The following is an 18,408-nucleotide window of genomic DNA, read 5'->3' on the forward strand; positions in this document are numbered from 1 at the left end:
GGGCCGGGCTCAGAAGCCGTAGAGCCGGGCCGGGTTCGAGACGAGGATCTTGGCCTGCACGGCCGGATCGGGCGCCCACTCCGCCAGGAGGTCGAGGAGGACGGCGTCGTCGGGCTTGCCCTCGGCCGGCGAGGTCGGGTGCGGCCAGTCGGAGCCCCAGATCAGCCGCTCGGGCGCGAGCGCGACGTAGGCGCGGGCGAGGCGGCCACGATCGGCGTAAGCGGGCGGGCCGGACTTCGAGAGGATGTAGGCGCCGGTCAGCTTCACGTAGGCGCCCCGGGTCTCGATCAGGCGCGCCATCACCCCGAAGGCCGGGTGGTCAGGTCCTTCCGGCTCCGGCAGGTGCCCCATGTGGTCGAACACCACTGGTACGGGCAGGCGCTCCAGCACGTCCCTCAAGCCGATGATCTTCTCGCCCTCGGAGACGAGCTGGATGTGCCAGCCGAGATCCGCGATCCTGCGGGCGACCGGCTCCAGGTCCTCGATCGGCGCGCCGCCCGGTAGGCGCGTCCCGAACCGCACACCCCGGATCCCGGCCTCGTGCAGGCGCTTCAGTTCGTCCGCTGTGACGCTCGCGTCGAGCATCACGATGCCGCGGGCGGTCGACCCGAAGGCCTTGACCGCTTCGACGAGCAGCCGGTTGTCGGTGCCGTAGGTCGAGGGCTGCACCACGACGTTGCGGGTGAGCCCGAGGCGGCGCTGGAGTTGCCGGTAATCCTCGACGCTGGCGTCCGGCGGGCGCAGGGTCGCGGCGGGCGCCGCGGGAAAGCGCGCGTCGTAGATGTGGTGGTGGCAGTCGGTCGCGCCCGGTGGCACGGTAAGCCTCGGCCTCTCCGTTCCGGCGGACCAGCGTACGGCGTGAGCCGAGACGGGCCGAGGGCCGGCGATGGAAGCCGCCCCGGCCGCCAGGAGCGCGAGGTGCCCGCGCCGTGTCATCGTGTGGGTCATGGAGCGTCCGCTCAGGCGTGCGAGAACAGGGCCTGACCGGGCGCGGGCATGCGCGCCGTCAGGATGCTTCCGGTCTGGGATTCGGTGATGAACAGGGTCGCACCGTCCTGCCCGCCGTAGGCGATGTTGGTCGTCGAGATCCCGGCCGGCGAGCGCACGCGCAGGATCGGCTCGGCGACGGGCGAGAGGCGCCAGACCGAGCCGAAGCCCGTATGGGCGACGAGGAGGCAGCCCTCCGCATCGAGCGCGATGCCGTCCGGGCCGCCGAGCCCGCCATGGAGCTGCGAGAACACGCCGACCTTCGCGACGAGGCCGCTGGCGTTGAGCGGGATGCGCCAGATCTGCTGCGCCCGCGTCACCGCGACGAAGAGGTTCTGCATGGCGGTGTCGATCACGATGCCGTTCGGGCTCGGCACGGTGTCGATGAGGCAGGTCAGTTCGCCGGACGGGCGCAGGCGGTAGACCCGGCCGGTCGGATCCTGCAGCCCGGTCTGGCCCTGGTCGGTGAAGTAGAGGTCGCCGTTCCCCGCGAAGCTGAGGTCGTTGACGCCCTTGAACCCTTCCGAGCCGGCCGTCTCCAGGAACGGCGTCACCGACCCGCTGTCGGGATCGAGCAACATGATCCCGCGCTTGTAGCAGGTGATGAAGATGCGCCCGTCGCGATGGATCTTCAGCCCGTTCGGCCAGCCGTCGTACTCGGCGATCAGCTCCCACTCGCCGGCCGGGTCTATGCGGAAGATGCGGCCGTGGGGGATGTCGGTGACGTAGAGCCGGCCGGCGCGGTCGAAGACCGGCCCCTCCAGGAAGGAATCGATGGCGTGCCCGCCGCGGTTGGCGTTCGCCCAGGCGGTGGGGCGCGGGTTGCGGAAGCGATCCGGCAGGCGCGTGAAGATCTCGGCCGTGACGGCCGGCGGGGGCGCGAAGAACGACATAGAGGATCCTCGACAGGGGGGCGAAACGGAGCCGTCAGGCCGCGGCGGCGGCCGTGCGCGCGTCGCGGGCATGCGCGCGGCTGATCATCACGACGCTGAGGGCGGCCGCCGCATCGAGCGCCGCGACCGGGAGCATGCCGAGGGTGAAGCTCCCCGTCGCGTCCTTCACGAGGCCGACGACGTTGACCATCAGGCCGCCGCCGATGAGGTTCGCGATCGCGTTGATGCCGGCGAGGCCCGCCGCGAGCGTCCCGGCCGAGAGCCAGCCGGCCGACAGCGCCCAGAACGGCCCCTTGAAGGCGTAGGCGCCGACGAGCGCGCAGGACACTGCCAGGATCGTCGTGGCGATGCCGCCCGACAGGTTGAGGTAGGTCAGGCCGAAGGCCGCGAGCAGGAGCGGGATCGCCGTGTGCCACGTGCGCTCGCCGCTGCGGTCCGAGCGGCGGCCCCACAGGATCATCAGCACCGTGGCGATGCCGTAGGGGATCGAGTTGACGAAGCCGGTCTGCAGGTTGGTCAGCCCGAAGGACTTGATGATCTGCGGCTGCCACACCGACAGCACGCTGCCGGTGGCCGACGCCCCGGCGCAGACGAGCGCCATGGTCACGAAGTACTTGTTGCGGGCGAGCTGCCAGAGGGAGAGGTGCCCCACGGGCTTCTTGCGCGCGGCCTCCTCGGCGAGGCGCCCGACGAGCCAGTCGCGCTGCGTCTCGCTCAGCCAGCCGGCCTCCCGGGGCTTGTCGACGAGCACGAACAGGCAGGCGATCCCGAGGATTACGGTCGGCAGCCCCTCCAGCACGAACAGCCACTGCCAGCCCTTGAGCCCCAGCGCGCCGTCGAGTTCGAGGAGCGAGACCGAGAGCGGCGAGCCCAGGAAGGTCGCGAGCGGGATCGAGACCGTGAAGGTGGCGAGGATCCGCGCCCGGTACTCGTTCGGCAGCCAGGTGGTCAGGTACAGGATCGCGCCCGGGAAGAAGCCCGCCTCGGCCGCGCCGAGCACGAACCGCATCGCGTAGAGGGAGGTCGGGCCGGTGACGAGGGCCATGCCCATCGTGACGAGGCCCCAGGTAATCATGATCCGGGCGATCCAGCGCCGCGCGCCGACGCGCTGCAGCGTGAGGTTGCTCGGCACCTCGACCAGGAAGTAGGAGACGAAGAACAGGCTCGCGGCGAACCCGAACATCGAGGGCGTCAGCCCCAGGTCCTTGTTCATCTGCAGCGCCGCGAAGCCGACATTCACCCTGTCGAGCAGGGCGAAGAAGTAGCAGAGCATCAGGAACGGCACGAGGCGCAGGATCACCCGGCGCATGGTCGTGCGTTCGATGGACTGCGACGGGTGTTCTGTGGCGCTCACGTCCTGTCCTCCCAGGGTGGTCTTCGATGCAGGCCGCCGTCTCGCGGCCTTCGGGCGGGTCAGAGGCCTTCGCAGCCGGCGTCCCGCAGGGCGCGCTCGACCCAGGAGCGGTCCACGGTGCCGGCCCTGATCGCCGCCATGGTCTTGGCCTCGCCCCGCTGCTTGGCGTCGGCCGCGGCGAAGACCTCTTCCGTGCGGTCGAAGGGCACGCAGACGACGCCGTCGTCGTCGCCGACGATCAGGTCGCCGGGCTCGATCACCATGCCGTCGAGGGCGATGGTGCAATTCACCTCGCCAGGGCCGTTCTTGTAGGGGCCGCGATGGGTGATGCCGGCGGCGAATACCGGCAGGGCGTTCGCGCGGATCCAGCCGGAATCGCGCACGGCGCCGTTGAGGATCACGCCCGCGACCCCGATCTCTTGGGCATGGGAGAGCATCAGTTCGCCCATGAGCGCGTTCGTCAGGTCGCCCCCCGCATCGATGACGAGCACGTCGCCCGGGGCGGCGCGGTTCAGGGCCGCGTGCACCATCAGGTTGTCGCCAGGCCGCGTCCTGACCGTGAGCGCGGCACCGGCGAGGACGCCTGCGGCGTGGAGCGGCCGCAGGCGCGGCCCGCCATGCACCATGCGGTTCATGGAGTCGCTGATGTTGGCGACGGCGATGGCCTTGAACTTCTCGACCGTGGCCGCGTCGACCGCGCGGGGGCGGGAATGGATCTTGAACCCGATGGACATGGCTTGCGTCCTCGATGACGGAAGAAGTGGGAGACGGGAGGATCAGGCCGGGTCGGGCCGCGTGAGGCCGGCCTTGAGCGCCATGGCGTCGAGGGCCTCCTGGTAGGTCGCCGGCACGACGCCGTTGAAGTGGTCCTTGAGGCCGAGGCTCTCCTTCCAGCGCAGCCGCTGGGCGACCGCGCGGGCCATGATCGGCTCGACGCCCGCATCCGCGACGGCGTCGGCCGACATCTCCAGTTCCTCGGCGCGGCGCTTGGCGTGGATGACGCCCGAGGGCGTCAGGCTCTGCACGGTGTCCATCCAGGGCCGCGCCAGGGTCTTGCAGGCGGAGGCGAGCACGACCTCGTCGATCCCGTACTGGCGGGCGGCGAGCAGCATCTCGTCCGTCAGGGCCTCGATGCCCTTGATGAGGACGGAGCGGATGATCTTGATGCCCGAGGCCGTCCCGAGCACCGGCCCGGTGAACGCGATCTGCATGCCCCAGGGCACGAGGAGGTCGCGCACGCGCTCGCCGGCCGGGCCGCTCGACAGCATCCGCATGGAATAGCCGTGGAGCGGCGTGCCCTCGATCGCGCCGTCGCCGAGGAGCGCGCCGCTCGGCCCCAGCCGCTCGGCGACGCCTTGCTTGATCTTCGGCGTGGCGGAGGCGAAGTCGAGGAAGGTATGGCGGCCCGTCAGGACGGGCGCGAAGGCGTCCGCGCTCTCGAGCGAGGCCGCGCCCGGCGTCACGCTGACGATCAGGTCGCTCGCTTCGGCAAGCTCCGCGTTCGAGCGCACCAGGGTGACGCCGGCCTCGCGCGCCCGGCCCTGGATCAGGTCGGCATAGGGACCGTCGAAGGCGTACTTGTCGTAGCAGGCGATCTGTTCGAGGCCGGCGCCGCGCAGGCCCGCCCCGAGCGTGCTGCCGATCTCGCCGTAGCCGACGAGGCCGAGCCTGACTTGCGTGCGGTCCGTCATGAGGAACTCCTTGTCGCGTGTGCGATGGGGGCGGTGCCGCGCAGGACGGAGGCCTTGGCGACGTGGTCTCGCAGGATCTCGACGGGGTGCGGCAGCCGCACGCCGTCGATGAGCTTGGCTTGGCTCCGGCAGGAATAGCCGTCGGCGACGAGGCGGCCCGACCGGCCCTTCTCGGCGACGGGAGCCGCCCAGCTGAGGGCGTAGATGCGCTCGGATAGCGCGCGGTGCTCGGCCTCGTGGCCGTAGGTCCCGGCCATGCCGCAGCAGCCGGAGGGCAGCACCTCGAGGGTCAGCCCGAAGGCTGCGAAGACGCGCGACCACGCCGCCACGGCGGGTTGCGCCGTCGCCCGCTCGGTGCAGTGCGGCAGGAGCCAGTAGGTCTCGGCCTCGGGTGCCCGCGAGGCGCGGTCGAGCCGGGCGGCGAGCCATTCCTGCACGAGGTGGACACGCGGCAGGTCGCGACCGGGCAGGGCCTGGGCGTAGTCCGACCGGTAGGTCAGCGTCATCGACGGATCGAGGCCGACGAGGGCGACGCCGGTCGAGGCCAAGCGGCCGAGATCGGCCGCGTTTCTCTCCGCGAGGCGCTCGAAGCGGCCGAGGAAACCGTGGACGTGCAGCGGCTTGCCGTTCGGGCGGTAGGGCGCGAGCCAGGGCCGGAGGCCGAGGCCGATCAGGAGGTCGAGGAGGGCGAGCAGGACCGGCGTGTCGTAGTAGCTCGTGAACGCGTCCTGCACGACGACGACGCTGGTGAGGCGCTCGGGCGCCGGCAGCGCCGCCAGGACGTCCGCATCCGCGAGCGCCACGCCGCGCCGCGCGATCTCCCGCTTCAGATCGAGCCCGGAGAGCTTCGGCGCGTGGACGAGGCCGATCGCGCCGGCAAGCTTCGTCGCCAGGTTGGCGAGCCGCGGCGCCTTCGCGAGCCAGGGCACGATCGCCTCCAGGGAGGCGACCGCGTGGTGGCGCAGGGGCCGCAGGTAGCGGCCGTGATAGAGTTCGAGGAACCTCGCCCGGAAGCTCGGGACGTCGACCTTGATCGGGCAGAGGCCGGTGCAGGACTTGCAGGCGAGGCAGCCCGCCATCGCCTCGTGCACCGCGTGGGAGACATCGTCGCCTCGGCGTAGCGTCGCCGCGAGCCGGGCCGGGAAGGCGCGCCAGGCCGGCCGCGCCCGCAAGGCGGCCGCCTCGGCGAGCGGGTCGCTGCCCGCGGCCGCGAGCCGGCGCAGCCATTCTCGCATGAGCTGAGCGCGGCCCTTCGGCGAGTGGCGCCGCTCGCGCGTGCCCTTCCAGGACGGGCACATCGCCTCGTCCGGGTCCCAGGTGAAGCAGGCGCCGTTGCCGTTGCAGTGGAGCGCCCCGTCGTAGGCCGCCCGCACCTCCGGCGATATCGCGCGGTCGTGCCCGCCCTTGGTCGGCACGCCGTCGACCGTGAGCAGCGCCTCGCCCGCGGGCACTGCGATCTTGCCGGGGTTGAACTGATTGCCCGGATCGAAGGCGGCCTTGACGGCCTGCAGCACCGGGTAGAGCGGGCCGAAGAACCGCGGCGAGAACTCGGAGCGCACGCCCTTGCCGTGCTCGCCCCACAACAGCCCGCCATAGGCTTGCGTCAGCGCGACGACCTCCTCGGTGACCTCGCGGATCAGGGCCTCGGCGCCGGGTGCCTTCATGTCGATGGCGGGCCGCACGTGCAGCACCCCGGCATCGACGTGGCCGAACATGCCGTAATCGAGGCCGCGCCGGTCGAGCGCCGTCCGGAACTCCGCGATGTAGTCGGCGAGGTTCTCCGGCGGGACCGCGCTGTCCTCCACGAAGGCGATCGGCCGCCGATCCCCCTTCATGTTGCCGAGGAGCCCGACCGCCTTCTTGCGCATGTTCCAGATGCGCGAGACGTGCGTCTCCCCGCGCGCCACCGTGTAGCCGCGCCGTCCCCCGGCCGCACCGCCCGCATCCAGCGCCGCCGTCAGGCGGCCGACCGCCGCCTCGACCGCATCCTCGCCGTCGCCGACGAACTCGATGAGGTTGACGCCCCGCGCCCGCTCGCCGTCGTCCTCGGGGAAGAAGGCGGCGACGCTCTCCCAGACCGGATCCCCTTGCGCGAGCGCGAGTACCGTGGAGTCGACCGTCTCGATCGAGGCGGCCCCGAACGGGACGAGGGCCTGCGCATCGCGCAAGGCCGCGTCGAAGCTGGCGTAGCGGACATTGACCAGGGCCGCATGGCTCGGCAGCGGCAGGACGTTGAGCGTCGCCTCGGCCAGGAAACCGAGGGTGCCCTCCGCGCCGCACAGGAGGGCATTGAGGTCGAAGCGCCCGTCCGGTCGCCGGATATGGGCGAGGTCGTAGCCGGTGAGGCAGCGGTTGAGCGGCGGAAACCGCTCGGCGATGAGCGCCGCGTTCTCGCGCTGGAGCCGGTCCACCTCGCGGTGGATGTGGCCCGCCCGGTCGGGCCGCGCCTGCACGGCCATGAGTTCGTCGTCGTCGAGGGGCTGCGAGTGCCAGACGGTGCCATCGGAGAGCACGCTCGTCAGTTCGAGCACGTGGTCGCGGGTCTTGCCGTAGAGGCAGGAGCCCTGGCCGCAGGCGTCCGTCGAGATCATCCCGCCGATCGTGGCGCGGTTCGAGGTCGAGAGTTCGGGCGCGAAGAACAGCCCGTGGGCCTTCAGCGCCGCGTTGAGCTGGTCCTTGACGACGCCCGCCTCGACCCGCGCGGTGCGTTGCGCGGGATCAATCGCCAGGATGCGGTTCATGTGCCGCGACAGGTCGACCACGAGCCCGTCGGTGAGGGATTGCCCGTTCGTGCCGGTGCCGCCGCCGCGCGGCGCGATCCGGATCCCGGAGAAGCGCTCCTCGGCCAGCAGCGTCGCGATGCGCACGAGGTCGTCGAGGCCGCTCGGGAAGGCGATGGCCTGCGGCGTCAGCTGGTAGATCGAGTTGTCGGTCGCGAGCACCGTGCGGTCGGCGGCACCGAGCGACAGGTCGCCCGAGAAGCCCCGCGCGCGCAACTCGGCGCAGAAGGCCGGGTAGAGCGGCAGCGCGACGGGATCGGGCGGGAGGCGCGGGATCATGGCGGGCTCAGGCCGGGAGCGCGGCCAGGGCGTCGTGCCGCCGGACCCGGCGGCCGAAGCCGAGCATCAGCACCGCGCCGAGGAGGAGGCAGCATCCCACCGCGACGAGCGGCGCCGTGAACCCGCCCGAGAGGTCGCGCACGAAGCCGATCATGTACGGCCCCGCAAAGCCCCCGAGGTTGCCGATCGAGACGATCATGGCGATTCCGCCCGCCGCCGCCCGGCCGGTGAGGAAGCCGGACGGCACGGCCCAGAAGGTCGCCACGAAGGAGTTGATCCCCATGACGGCGACGCAGAGGGCCGCGATGGTGAGGAGCGGCGTCGGGGTGAAGGCGCTCGCCATGAGGGCCGCCGCGCCGACGAAGAGCGAGATGGCGGGGTAGATCGTGCGGTCGCCGCCCCGGTCGGAGAGGCGGCCCCACACCACCATGGCGACCGCGCCGCAGACGTAGGGGATGGCCGTCACCACCCCGACGAGGGACGTGGCGAGGCCGAGCTGCTTGATGATCTGCGGCAGCCACAGGCCGATGCCGAGGGAGCCGACGATGGCGCAGAAATTGATGGCCGCGAGGGTCAGCACCCGCCAGTCCCGCAGCGCCTGGGCCAGGGTGAGGTTGTGCTTCTTCTCGATCGCGGCCTTCTCGGCGGCGAGCTTGGCCACCAGGACGTCGCGCTCGGGGGCGCTCAGCCACGCCGCCTTCTCGGGCCGGTCGGTGAGGACGAACAGGCAGGCGATGCCGAGGAGCACCGCGGGCGCGGCTTCGAGGACGAGGAGCCACTGCCAGCCCTTGAGGCCAAAGCCTTCGAGCTGGACGAGCGCGCCCGAGATCGGCGAGCCGATGATGTTGGCGACCGGGATGCCGAGCAGGAACAGGGCGGTCGCCCGCGCCCGCACGGCGGAGGGGAACCACAGGCTGAGGTAGAGGAACACGCCGGGCACGAAGCCCGCCTCGCCGAGGCCGAGCAGGAAGCGGGCGATGCCGAACTGCACCGGGCCGGTCACGAACGCGGTCGCAGCCGAGACGAGGCCCCAGGTGATCATGATCCGGGCGATCCACAGCCGCGCCCCGACCCGCATCATGATCAGGTTGCTGGGGATCTCGGCGGCGAAGTAGCCGAAGAAGAACAGGCCCGCCCCGACGCCGAACGCCGTCGCGCTGAGCCCGATGTCCTGGTTCATCGTGAGCGCGGCGAAGCCGACATTCACGCGATCCAGGTAGCTGACGACGTAGCAGACGAACAGGAACGGCAGGATGCGCCGCATCAGCTTGCGGTGCAGCGCCGGCTCGTCGACCGCCGCTCCCTGAAGGACTGCCGGCTCCGCCGGGTGCATCCGTGCCATGGCGCTTTCTCCCAAGCCGATTTTGCAACGGCGTTTCATTTTGCGTACAGCGCGCGGCCGGGCGGGTCAAGCGGTTGCAAAGCATTCGCGGGCCTTGGTGCAGGCAATGCTTGGCTCGGCCGCCAACTCGGACAGTCGCGCTTAAGTCATCTGCCGGGATCGGCGCGACGCGTGCGGCGTTGCGGGGATCGTGGTGGCAGCTCAGCGGCTTACAGACGTCCGCAGCGCTGTGGGCAACCGTGCCGCGGCCCGGGACCCACCGCGGGCCGCAGGAGTGGGATGCTGCGGAGTGTCGCACGCGGCCCGCGACCCGACGGGAGGCGCGGCCGGCCGCGACCGCTGCGACCCGTGCCCTGGAAGCCCCGGCCCACTGCCCCGTTTGGCGATGCCGGAAACCGCGCTGGAGCATTTTCCGACGAAGTGGATGCCGGTTCGTCGCAGAAAATGCGGCAAGATCAAAGATCTAGAGCGGCACCCGATTGCAACGTGATCGAGTGCCGCTCTAGAGGCTTCTTCCCCGATCCACTCCAGCGTGAGCGAGCGCGAAACGGATGCCGAAAGAGGCTCGGAAGAGGCCCAAGCTTGAGGGTGTGGCCTCGGCCGACAGAGTGTTGACGGTTCTGACTGCGTTCCGACGCGGCGACGACGCGCTCGAACTGTCGGAACTCGCCCGCCGCACGGGCCTCGTGAAGAGCACGATCATGCGGCTATGCATCTCGCTCGAGAAGTTCGACCTGATCGAGCGCCTGGACGACGGGCGCTACCGCCTCGGCGTCGAGGCCGCCCGCATCGGCTCGGTCTATCAGCAATCCTTCGCCCTGGAGGAGCGCGTCGTCCCCGTCCTGGAGCGCCTCGCCGCCGAGTCGCTGGAGACCGCGTCGTTCTATATTCGCCGCGGCAATCAGAGGCTGTGCTTGTTCCGGGCCGACTCACCGCACCCGCTGCGCATGAACGTTCGGCCGGGCGACATGCGCCCGATGGACGACTCGGCCATCGCGCAGGTGTTGTCGATCTTCGGCGACCGCACGTCCGCGAAGCGGACGGACGTGGCGCTCCCGATCTATACGTCGGGCATCACTGACCCGCATGTCGCATCCATGGCGATGCCGATCTTCGGCACCGAGAGACGGCTCATCGGAGCGCTCGCGTTATCCGGTCCCTCATCCCGTCTCACGGCCGACCAGGCCAGAGCCCTGGAATCCCGATTGCGGGAGGCGGCTGAGCGCCTCTCGTCCGAATTGGGCGCACAGCTTTGAAGGACGATGCTGAGAACTCAGCCACGACCTGTCCCTTCATTCCCGGGAGCCTGCAGGGCATGCCGACCTATTCGCGGTGAGAGGAACCCACGTTGAAGTGCCGGACGCGAAAGCGCCGTGTGGCGGCGAGTATCAGGGAACCTTGTCACTCAGTCAGATGTCCGGAATACCCCCGCAACCGGACATTCCTGGCGTACCCCACGAAGGACTGCTCAGGGTCACTCTGAGGCCTTCGCCGGAACCGCATCGAACGTCCGCTTACCCAAGCCAGGAACACCGAAGCACACGGACCGCAATCGGTCGGACCCGGTCCTTCTGGGCCGCTGAGCCGAATTGCCCGAAAGCGGGCGTTCCCAACTTCCATTTGGGGGTGGGTTCCGGACGTTGAGGCGGCGCCCGGTTCTCTTCCGGCAGTCAGCGCGTGAGCACGATGCGGGTCGCAAGCTCTGTTGGGACCGTCTCCGTCACCCGATAGCCGAGGCCCGGCAGGTCGATGTCCGCAAAGAGGTGCTCGCCCCGGCCCAGAACAAGGGGCGCACCGCCAAGTGCAATTCGTCGATCGCGCCCGCGAGCAGATACTGGCGAACCGTCGACACACCGCCACCGATCTTGACGTCCAGATCGCCGGCGGCCTTGGCCTGGGCGAGCGCTGCCTCAATCCCCCCGGTGACGAAATGGAAGATCGTCCTGCCCTCCATCACGATGGGCGCCCGGGTGTGGTGGGTGAGCATGAAGGTCGGCGCGTAGTACGGGGGATTGTCGCCCCACCAGCCCTTCCAGTCGGGCCCGCCCCAATCGTCGCCGGCCAGCCCGAACATGTTGCGGCCGAGGATGAAGGCGCCGAAGCCTTCCGCCGCGGCGCGGGCGAAACGATCATCGGTCCCGCCATCTCGCCCGATCATCGATCGAAAGGTTCGGGTCGGGAAGAACCACTTGTGTAGCTCCCGACCGCCCTTGCCCATCGGATGCTCCAGGCTCTGGTCCGGGCCGGCCCCGGAGCCGATCACGATGCGCGGCAGGCAAAAACAATCAGACATGTTCCTGATTACTACGAGTGTTAATGCGTGTATAATTATAGAGGCATCGACGCGTCTGCCATAAGCCCGATCGTCCTCCGCCCCACGGTTGCTTGAGACACCCCGTTAGCGGACGGTCTCCGCGGCCGGGGTGAGGCCGATGACCACACACACGAGGGTGGATGCCGGCGCGGCTGGTCCCGGCCGAGGCGGGCGCATGTCCCGGCAGCGCAAGCGGGATGCGGTGCTCCGGCTGCTGCGCGGCGAGGACCTGGAGAGCGTCTCGCGCAGCCCGGGCGTGACCGCCGCAACCCTGTCGGGCTGGCGCGACGCCTTCCTGGCGGCGGGCGAAGCCGGCTTGGCGACCCGACCCGCCGACGGCGAGGCGCTGGAGAGCGGGCAACTGAAGACCAGGCTTGGCGAGATGCTGCTCGAGCGCGAGTTGCTGGAGGCCAAGATCGCTGCCCTGGAGGCGCGGGGCCCCGGCCCTTTGGCCCGCAGGAGGTCGCGGCCATGAGCCAGGTCGTCTCGCCGTCCAGCGGCACAGCTTACGGGCTGGCCCGGGTGTGCCGGATCTGGGGCGTGTCGCGCGCCACCGTCCACCGCCACCTCTCACCCGCCCGGCCCGAGCCGGCGCGGCGTCCCGGCCCGATCGGCCCGATGCCGGATGCGGCTGGAGGAAATCCGCGCCACCCTCACCGGCAGCCCCTTCCACGGCGAGGGCCACCGCAAGGTCTGGGCGCGCCTGCGCCACACGGGCGTGCGCACCTCCAAGTGCCGCGTGCTGCGCCTGATGCGCAACCATGATCTGCTCGCCCCGTCTCGCGTCGGCGCGCCGCGCGGCCCGCGCACCCACGACGGCACCATCATCCCGGAGGCGGTGGACACGATGTGGGGGACCGACCTGACCACCACCTGGACCGGCGAGGGGCAGGTCGCGGTGTTCGTGGCCGTCGACCACTGCTCGGCCGAGTGCGTGGGCCTGCACGCAGCGCGGCGCGCCACGCGCTTTGAGGCGCTGGAGCCGATCCGCCAGGGCGTACGGCAGCGCTTCGGCGGCTTTGCGGCGAAGGTCGCTGCTGGTCTGAGTGTCCGGCACGACCACGGCAGCCAGCACATGTCGGATGACTTCCAGGCCGAACTGGCCTTCTTGAGCATCGCGAATTCGCCCGCCTTTGTGCCTGCGCCGGAGGGCAACGGCTGCGCCGAGCGCTTCATCCGCACGCTCAAGGAGAACCTGCTCTGGGTGCAGCTTCGACACCGTCGCGGATCTCCGCCGAGCCCTGCTGGCGTTTCGCCAGACCTACAACGAGACGTGGCTGATCGAGCGGCACGGGTTCCGCCCACCGGCAGCCGTCCGCGCTGCGCAGCTTCCACCCGCGGCTCTGGCCGCGTAGGCTTCAGATCGGTGTCTCACAATCCGCGGGCGGTACAATCAGGATATAAGAGCTGTCGACGCCTATCCCACGAAGAAGCTAGTCCGCCGCAATGCTGTGAAGGACACGCGGGCGGGCTTCGCCGCTATAGACGAGCTACATAGTCAGTACAATCTTGCCGCGGGGTTTGGCCGAACGCCCTTCGAGAAGGTGATGAGCCGTTCGAGCCTCCGCAATCGGGAGCGTCAGACCGACATCGACGATCACGCGACCTTCGTCGATCATTGCCACAATCGTCTCAAGGCGCGTACGCGTAACTTCCACGAGAAAGAAGGCAGCGCGCACACCGTGTACTTGCGCGAGGGTCTGATCAGGCTGTGAGACCGCCGAGATCAGCACGCCGCCCGGCCTCAAGACCGAGAAGGAGCGCTTCTGCGTTTCGCCACCGACGAGATCGATTACCGCATCGACACTCGTCGCAATATCCTCAAAGCGCGCAGATCGGTAGTTCACGACCTTGTCTGCCCCAAGACCTTCGACGAAGTCTCTGTCCCGCTCGCTCGCAGTCGCGATGACGAGGGCTCCTGCCTGCTTGGCGAATTGTACAGTATAGGCTCCAACGGCGCCCGCACCGCCGTGGATCAGAACTGTATCGCCGTGCTGGACATTCGCCTGCTCGAAGAGTGCCTGCCAGGCCGTAACGGCAACCACCGGAACCGCTGCGGCTTCGACCACACCCAGTGATGCGGGGCGCCGTGCGATCATGTCCGCCGAGGCGACGGCGTACTCCGCGTAGCCGCCCGTGAAGCGGGCGTTCGTGACGCCGAAGATGGGATCGCCGACATGCAGGCCGGTCACTGCGGGGCCGACCGCTTCCACGATGCCGGAGATGTCCGAGCCAAGGGTCAGTGGCAGCGGTTGCGGCAGTACGCTCTTCCCAGCCCGGATCCAGGCATCCCAGGGGCCAACGCCCGCAGCTTCGACACGGACGAGCACCTCACCTTCGGCAGCTGTCGGCCGCTCGATCTCTTCCAGCACAATCGCATCGACATTGCCAAACGCGTGGATGCGCGCCGCGGTCATAATGGATGAATCTGAGGCGGCACGATCGACATTGGTCATGGTCACCTCCTCATTTGCTCGGGGTGGTGAGAACGGCGCCATCATCCGCGACGAAGACCGCAAGCAGGCGTGCTGGCTCGGTCCTGCTAGCGTTCTCTGAGATGAGGTGTTCGCTGCCGGGAGGCTCAAAGAAGCTCTCGCCTGCCTTGTAGACGCGAGCCGCGCCAGTCGCGGAGTTCTGGGAGCGGATCTCTCCGGAGAGCACATACGCGAAGACACTGCCTGCGTGCCTGTGAGCCGGCGAGGCTTGCCCCGGTGCATACGTCACCACGACGGCCGACAGAGTCTTGCCGGAAGCGTTGGCCAAGGCCTGCTGCATGACCGGCGTCACCGTCTCATGGCCGGCGCTGCTGGCCTCGTGCGCATCAGACGTTCGAAGGGCGGACAGGGCGAGGGCGCCTGCGGCGATCATGGCGGTCCTCAACGCGGGATGGGCGACTATGATCATAACGGCTCTCCGGTGCGATGTTGAACTGCCGCCTCGTCGGATAGGAGCACTTGAGCAGGATCCGATCGCGCTGCAATCATATATTACTCTAAGTCATTAATATTTTCGGATTTCCTGCGCCGAACCAGCATCCACTTCGTCTGGATATGCTCTAGTATGCCAGCAAGCACCGGGCCAGAGGGATTGATCGCCTTCAGACCTTACGCCATCCCCTTGCCAATCGAACCGCCGTCATCGACGAAGAGGGTCTGCCCCGTGGTGAAGCCGGCGTCCTCGGACAGGAGGAACTCGATGGCGGCGGCGATCTCCTCGGGCCGGCTAGAGCATTTTCCGGCGAAGTGGACGCCGATTCACCGCGGAAAATGCCTCAAAACCAGAGGCCTAGAGCAAGAGCCGATTGCAACGCGATCGGTTCTTGCTCTCGTCGCCGCGTCGGGATCATGGAGAGAAAGCGGGCTTCAGCTTGGCTGCCGACCGGGGTGTTGCGGCGGAACATCTCCGTCTCGACGGGCCCTGGCGCGACCGCGTTCACGGCGATGCCGGTCTCGGCCAATTCCATGGCCCACGTCCGAGTGAGGCTGTTCAGCGCCGCCTTAGCCGCGGCGTAAGCGCTGCGCAGGGGCGTTCCGGTCACCACGAGGCGGCTCACGTGGACGATCCGTCCCCATCCCTTCCCCGCAGCGCCAGCAAGATCGCCTGCGTGGCCACGAGCGCGGGATGCACATTCATCCTGAAGAGATCGTCGACATCGGCCAGATCGATCTGCCCAAGGGGGCTAGCCGCGCCAGGCCGACGTTGTTGACGACCCCGTCGAACGAAATTCGCTCGGCGAGTTCAGCGATGGCCGCTTGCGCAGCGCGCGTGTCGTTCAGGTCGATCGGGACCAGTGTGCCCGGAAACGCCGGGTCCTCGGCGCGGGCGATCCCAACCACGCGGTGCCCAGCCTTTGCCAAGCGTTCTGACAGCCCGCGGCCTATGCCCCTGCTGGCGCCGGTCACGAGGAAGATGCGTTCGATCATGTCGAGCTCTTGCTCCTGGTAGGAACCGGCGCGTCACGTGCGGGTCTGGGGACGTGTGAGTCAGCGGCCTGCCGCGGCCCACTTCGAGGACAGGATGACGCTGCACATGTCGATCCTGCGGAACTGCGGATCCTTGTAGGCCAGCACGTCGTCGTTGAATGTCCCGACGGTGCTGCCGGGACGGTGCTTCATGCCTTCGTAGAAGGCGTCGATGATCCCATGCTCGAAATGCGGGTCGCGAGGAGCCGCCGCGACAACCGCCTGACGCTCCGCAACGGTGAACTCATCGTATCCGCGGCCCGCGACGTCCATGCCGGCTCCCGCCTGGACCAATGCGATCTCTGGCCGCATGAACTCCGGGATCCCGGGCGTAGTGTGAAGGGCGATCGCGTTCCACACGATCTCAAGATCGGTGTCCGGCAAGCCGTGGCTGCGCAGGAAATCACGCGCGGCGTTCGCCCCATCGACTTCGAACCGAAGCTGGCTGTCGCGGAACGAGCCCGTCAGGCCGATGTCGTGGAACATGGCAGCCGCGTAGAGCAGCTCGGCGTCGAAGGTCATGCCCATGCGTCGGCCCTTCAGAGCGCCCCAGAAATAGACCCGCACCGAATGGTGGAAGAGCAGGTCGCCTTCGGTGTCGCGGACGAACTCGGTCACCTTCCGCGCGAGGGCGCTGTCGGGAACGCTGACACCCGAAATCTCCTGGATCATCACAGTGCTCCTGTTCGATTGCGGAACCCTCCGCGTCACCGGCCCACCGTCCAGCGCCAAGTCCGCATCAGCGCGCTGAAATCGCGTCAGCACGGCCCGTGCCCTGAGTGGCCTCCGGCCGGTGCTTGAGGCCTGAAGATCGTCCCCGCCTGGGCCAGCGAAAAGCACCAAGAATGCGCAAAAACGCTGTACTATGAGCGCATGGCCAAAGCGCTGACGTTAAGCCTCGACCGATCGGCGCAGCGTTCGCTGGCCGAGCAGATCCAGCTGGGGATCTCCAAGGCCATCAACGATGGCGTGCTGAGCCCCGGCGCGCGATTGCCATCATGGCAGGACCTCGCGGCGCAGCTCGGGGTGGCCCGCGGGACGGTGCGGACGGCCTACGAGAAGCTCGCCGCCGCCCAGCTGATCGAGGCCTCCCGCGCCACGGGCACGCGCGTCGCACAGCGGCCTCGAAGCCGAGCGGGCGGCGGGGAGCCCGCAGACGCGGGGCCGTTCATTGCAGCCTACGAGGCAATGATCCAGGGACCGGCTCACTTCCAGATGGGAGTGCCGGGGAGCGATACCTTCCCGGCGACCCTCCTGTCGCGCCTTCGTGCGCGCGCGGTACGCGCCGAGGCGAGCGCCTCGCCGCTCTATCCAGACCCGAGGGGCGAGCTCGACCTCAGGCGCGAGATCGCAGGCTATCTGGCCGTCGCTCGAGGGCTCGCTTGCTCGCCCTCCCAGGTGATCATTACGGCTGGGTTCGGTGGGGGACTCGGCCTGACGCTCCACGTCCTTGGCCTCGACGGCCGCAAGGCATGGATGGAGGACCCCGGCTTCCCTTGGTCTCGAAGGGCTCTGGAGCTCGCGCGCCTGTCGCTCGCGCCGATCCCGGTCGACGCAGACGGAATGGATGTCGACCAGGGGCTGCGCCTCCATCCGGACGCCAAACTTGTGCTGGTGACGCCCGGTCAGCAGGCGCCTCTAGGTGGCGCTCTTTCGCTTGAGAGACGCCTTCGTCTCTTGGAGTGGGCCTCGACGAACCGTGCCTGGATCATCGAGGACGACTACCTCAGCGAGCTGCAATTGTCGGGGCGGGCTGCGCCGGCGCTCGCCTCGCTCGATCGCGCGGGCCGCGTCATCCACATCGGCTCATTCAGCAAGACGATCAGCCCTAGCCTGCGGCTCGGTTTCGTGGTCGCGCCCGCCGAAATGGTCTCGCGGTTTGCTGAGACGGCCGCGTGCCTCTCGCCGCCGCCGGGTCCGTCGGTCCAACTTGCGATCGCCGAGTTCATGCGCGAGGGGCACTACATGCGTCATCTGAGGCGCACCAAGCGCGCCTACGCCACGAAACGGCAGGCGGTGATAGAGCGCCTCAGGGGCTTTGTCGCCGCCGATCAGCTCACGACGTCCGGGTTGGCCGTACTGCTGAGGTTGCCCGGCTCGACGTCCGACCTGCGTGTGGCGAGCGAGGTCTGGCTGCTCGGCATGTCCCCAACGCCTCTTTCGCCCTGGTATACGTCATTGGACGGAGCCAGGTCGGCGCTTCTGCTGGGGGTCGCGACCGCGCCGACAAAGGACCTCGACCGCGTGTGCGAACGGCTGGTTCAGGCGATTGAACGATGTACCCTGCGGTAGGGAAGGTGGCCGAGCTCAGAGGCGTGCTGATTAGGGTGGGTATCTGGGGCCGAGCTCTGCGTCACCGAGCCTCGCTGATGGCGCTCTTCCCCTTCCTCGCTCGAGAAAACCGTATCACGAACTCAAACGGCCGCAAAACCCTCGCAACCGCACATTCCCGACATCCGCCGCGAGGGGCCGCTCAGGGTCATTCTCACCCAGTCTGGATCGGTCCGGCCATTAGCTTAGTTGCGCCGATCGCGATCCCGGCAGACACCCGGGCGACATGGCCCGGCAGTGACGCGCCTGCCAACGAAACGCGAAACGTGGCAGCACATCGGTGTGATCAGGACCGTTTCGATCGTGCCATCAGACGCGTCCCTCGACAGAGTCAATGCCGAGCAGCGGGGTTGTGAGCAGCCTGCGACATGGCGCGTGTCCCGGGAGTGGCTACCCGGTCATAGCCACCCACCTCTCACCAGCGCATCGGGAAGAATGCCCAGGGCGACATGAAACCGGAGCGCGAGGCAAGCTG

Annotated in this window: 15 protein-coding genes and 2 pseudogenes; 3 read left to right on the top strand and 14 right to left on the bottom strand. The window is 68.9% G+C overall.

The genetic code is table 11. The features are described 5' to 3' along the window. Window positions 1–9 precede the first annotated feature (9 nt). From QA634_RS28330 to QA634_RS28360, 7 genes are read right to left on the bottom strand one after another with little or no spacing between them, the layout of a single operon-like run. Window positions 10–948, bottom strand: coding sequence for an amidohydrolase family protein (locus QA634_RS28330; RefSeq protein WP_012335293.1), 939 nt, complete (start codon window positions 946–948; stop codon window positions 10–12). Between the two features lie 11 nt (window positions 949–959). After that, on the bottom strand, window positions 960–1,880 hold the full coding sequence (locus QA634_RS28335) for an SMP-30/gluconolactonase/LRE family protein (RefSeq protein ID WP_012335294.1): 921 nt from the start codon (window positions 1,878–1,880) through the stop codon (window positions 960–962). A gap of 34 nt (window positions 1,881–1,914) precedes the next feature. Continuing rightward, window positions 1,915–3,234 carry an MFS transporter gene (locus QA634_RS28340; RefSeq protein ID WP_012335295.1) on the bottom strand — a complete coding sequence of 440 codons (1,320 nt, stop codon included), beginning with the start codon at window positions 3,232–3,234 and terminating at the stop codon, window positions 1,915–1,917. Window positions 3,235–3,293: 59 nt separating this feature from the next. Then, a complete protein-coding gene (locus QA634_RS28345; RefSeq protein WP_012335296.1) occupies window positions 3,294–3,968 on the bottom strand; it encodes an RraA family protein in 675 nt (224 codons plus the stop codon). 42 nt (window positions 3,969–4,010) lie between these two features. Further along, complete coding sequence (locus QA634_RS28350; RefSeq protein WP_012335297.1) at window positions 4,011–4,925, bottom strand: DUF1932 domain-containing protein; 915 nt, start codon at window positions 4,923–4,925, stop codon at window positions 4,011–4,013. Next, on the bottom strand, window positions 4,922–7,984 hold the full coding sequence (ydiJ, locus tag QA634_RS28355; RefSeq protein WP_012335298.1) for a D-2-hydroxyglutarate dehydrogenase YdiJ: 3,063 nt from the start codon (window positions 7,982–7,984) through the stop codon (window positions 4,922–4,924). Before ydiJ ends, QA634_RS28350 begins: the two co-directional genes overlap by 4 nt. Window positions 7,985–7,991: 7 nt before the next feature. After that, complete coding sequence (locus QA634_RS28360) at window positions 7,992–9,317, bottom strand: MFS transporter (RefSeq protein WP_012335299.1); 1,326 nt, start codon at window positions 9,315–9,317, stop codon at window positions 7,992–7,994. Window positions 9,318–9,877: 560 nt separating this feature from the next. Here QA634_RS28360 and QA634_RS28365 point away from each other — a divergent pair. Continuing rightward, window positions 9,878–10,582 carry an IclR family transcriptional regulator gene (locus QA634_RS28365; RefSeq protein ID WP_012335300.1) on the top strand — a complete coding sequence of 235 codons (705 nt, stop codon included), beginning with the start codon at window positions 9,878–9,880 and terminating at the stop codon, window positions 10,580–10,582. Between the two features lie 414 nt (window positions 10,583–10,996). Here the strand turns inward: QA634_RS28365 and QA634_RS28370 are convergent. After that, window positions 10,997–11,619: pseudogene (locus tag QA634_RS28370) on the bottom strand (dihydrofolate reductase family protein). A gap of 139 nt (window positions 11,620–11,758) precedes the next feature. On the opposite strand from QA634_RS28370, the pseudogene QA634_RS28375 reads away from it, so the two are divergent. Then, window positions 11,759–12,995 (top strand): annotated as a pseudogene (locus QA634_RS28375) (IS3 family transposase). A 135-nt stretch (window positions 12,996–13,130) separates the two neighbouring features. Here the strand turns inward: QA634_RS28375 and QA634_RS28380 are convergent. The 6 genes from QA634_RS28380 to QA634_RS28405 all read right to left on the bottom strand — a co-directional run bounded on the left by QA634_RS28380 (window position 13,131) and on the right by QA634_RS28405 (window position 16,274). Next, complete coding sequence (locus QA634_RS28380; RefSeq protein ID WP_150108742.1) at window positions 13,131–14,096, bottom strand: NADP-dependent oxidoreductase; 966 nt, start codon at window positions 14,094–14,096, stop codon at window positions 13,131–13,133. A 10-nt stretch (window positions 14,097–14,106) separates the two neighbouring features. Next, window positions 14,107–14,544, bottom strand: coding sequence for a cupin domain-containing protein (locus tag QA634_RS28385; protein WP_012335304.1), 438 nt, complete (start codon window positions 14,542–14,544; stop codon window positions 14,107–14,109). A 200-nt stretch (window positions 14,545–14,744) separates the two neighbouring features. Further along, complete coding sequence (locus tag QA634_RS28390) at window positions 14,745–14,894, bottom strand: SDR family oxidoreductase (RefSeq protein WP_083784820.1); 150 nt, start codon at window positions 14,892–14,894, stop codon at window positions 14,745–14,747. A gap of 17 nt (window positions 14,895–14,911) precedes the next feature. Beyond that, on the bottom strand, window positions 14,912–15,193 hold the full coding sequence (locus QA634_RS28395; protein ID WP_050777519.1) for an SDR family oxidoreductase: 282 nt from the start codon (window positions 15,191–15,193) through the stop codon (window positions 14,912–14,914). Window positions 15,194–15,269: 76 nt separating this feature from the next. After that, window positions 15,270–15,563 (bottom strand): SDR family NAD(P)-dependent oxidoreductase, encoded by a 294-nt coding sequence (locus QA634_RS28400; RefSeq protein ID WP_050777520.1) that lies wholly within the window; start codon window positions 15,561–15,563, stop codon window positions 15,270–15,272. A gap of 60 nt (window positions 15,564–15,623) precedes the next feature. After that, window positions 15,624–16,274 carry an HD domain-containing protein gene (locus QA634_RS28405; protein ID WP_012335305.1) on the bottom strand — a complete coding sequence of 217 codons (651 nt, stop codon included), beginning with the start codon at window positions 16,272–16,274 and terminating at the stop codon, window positions 15,624–15,626. A gap of 201 nt (window positions 16,275–16,475) precedes the next feature. Between QA634_RS28405 and pdxR the strand changes: the two genes are divergently transcribed. Continuing rightward, entirely contained in the window at window positions 16,476–17,894 is a 1,419-nt protein-coding gene (gene pdxR, locus QA634_RS28410) for a MocR-like pyridoxine biosynthesis transcription factor PdxR (protein ID WP_012335306.1), read from the top strand. Window positions 17,895–18,408: the final 514 nt, after the last annotated feature.

It is taken from the genome of Methylobacterium sp. CB376, assembly GCF_029714205.1.
GTDB lineage: Bacteria > Pseudomonadota > Alphaproteobacteria > Rhizobiales > Beijerinckiaceae > Methylobacterium.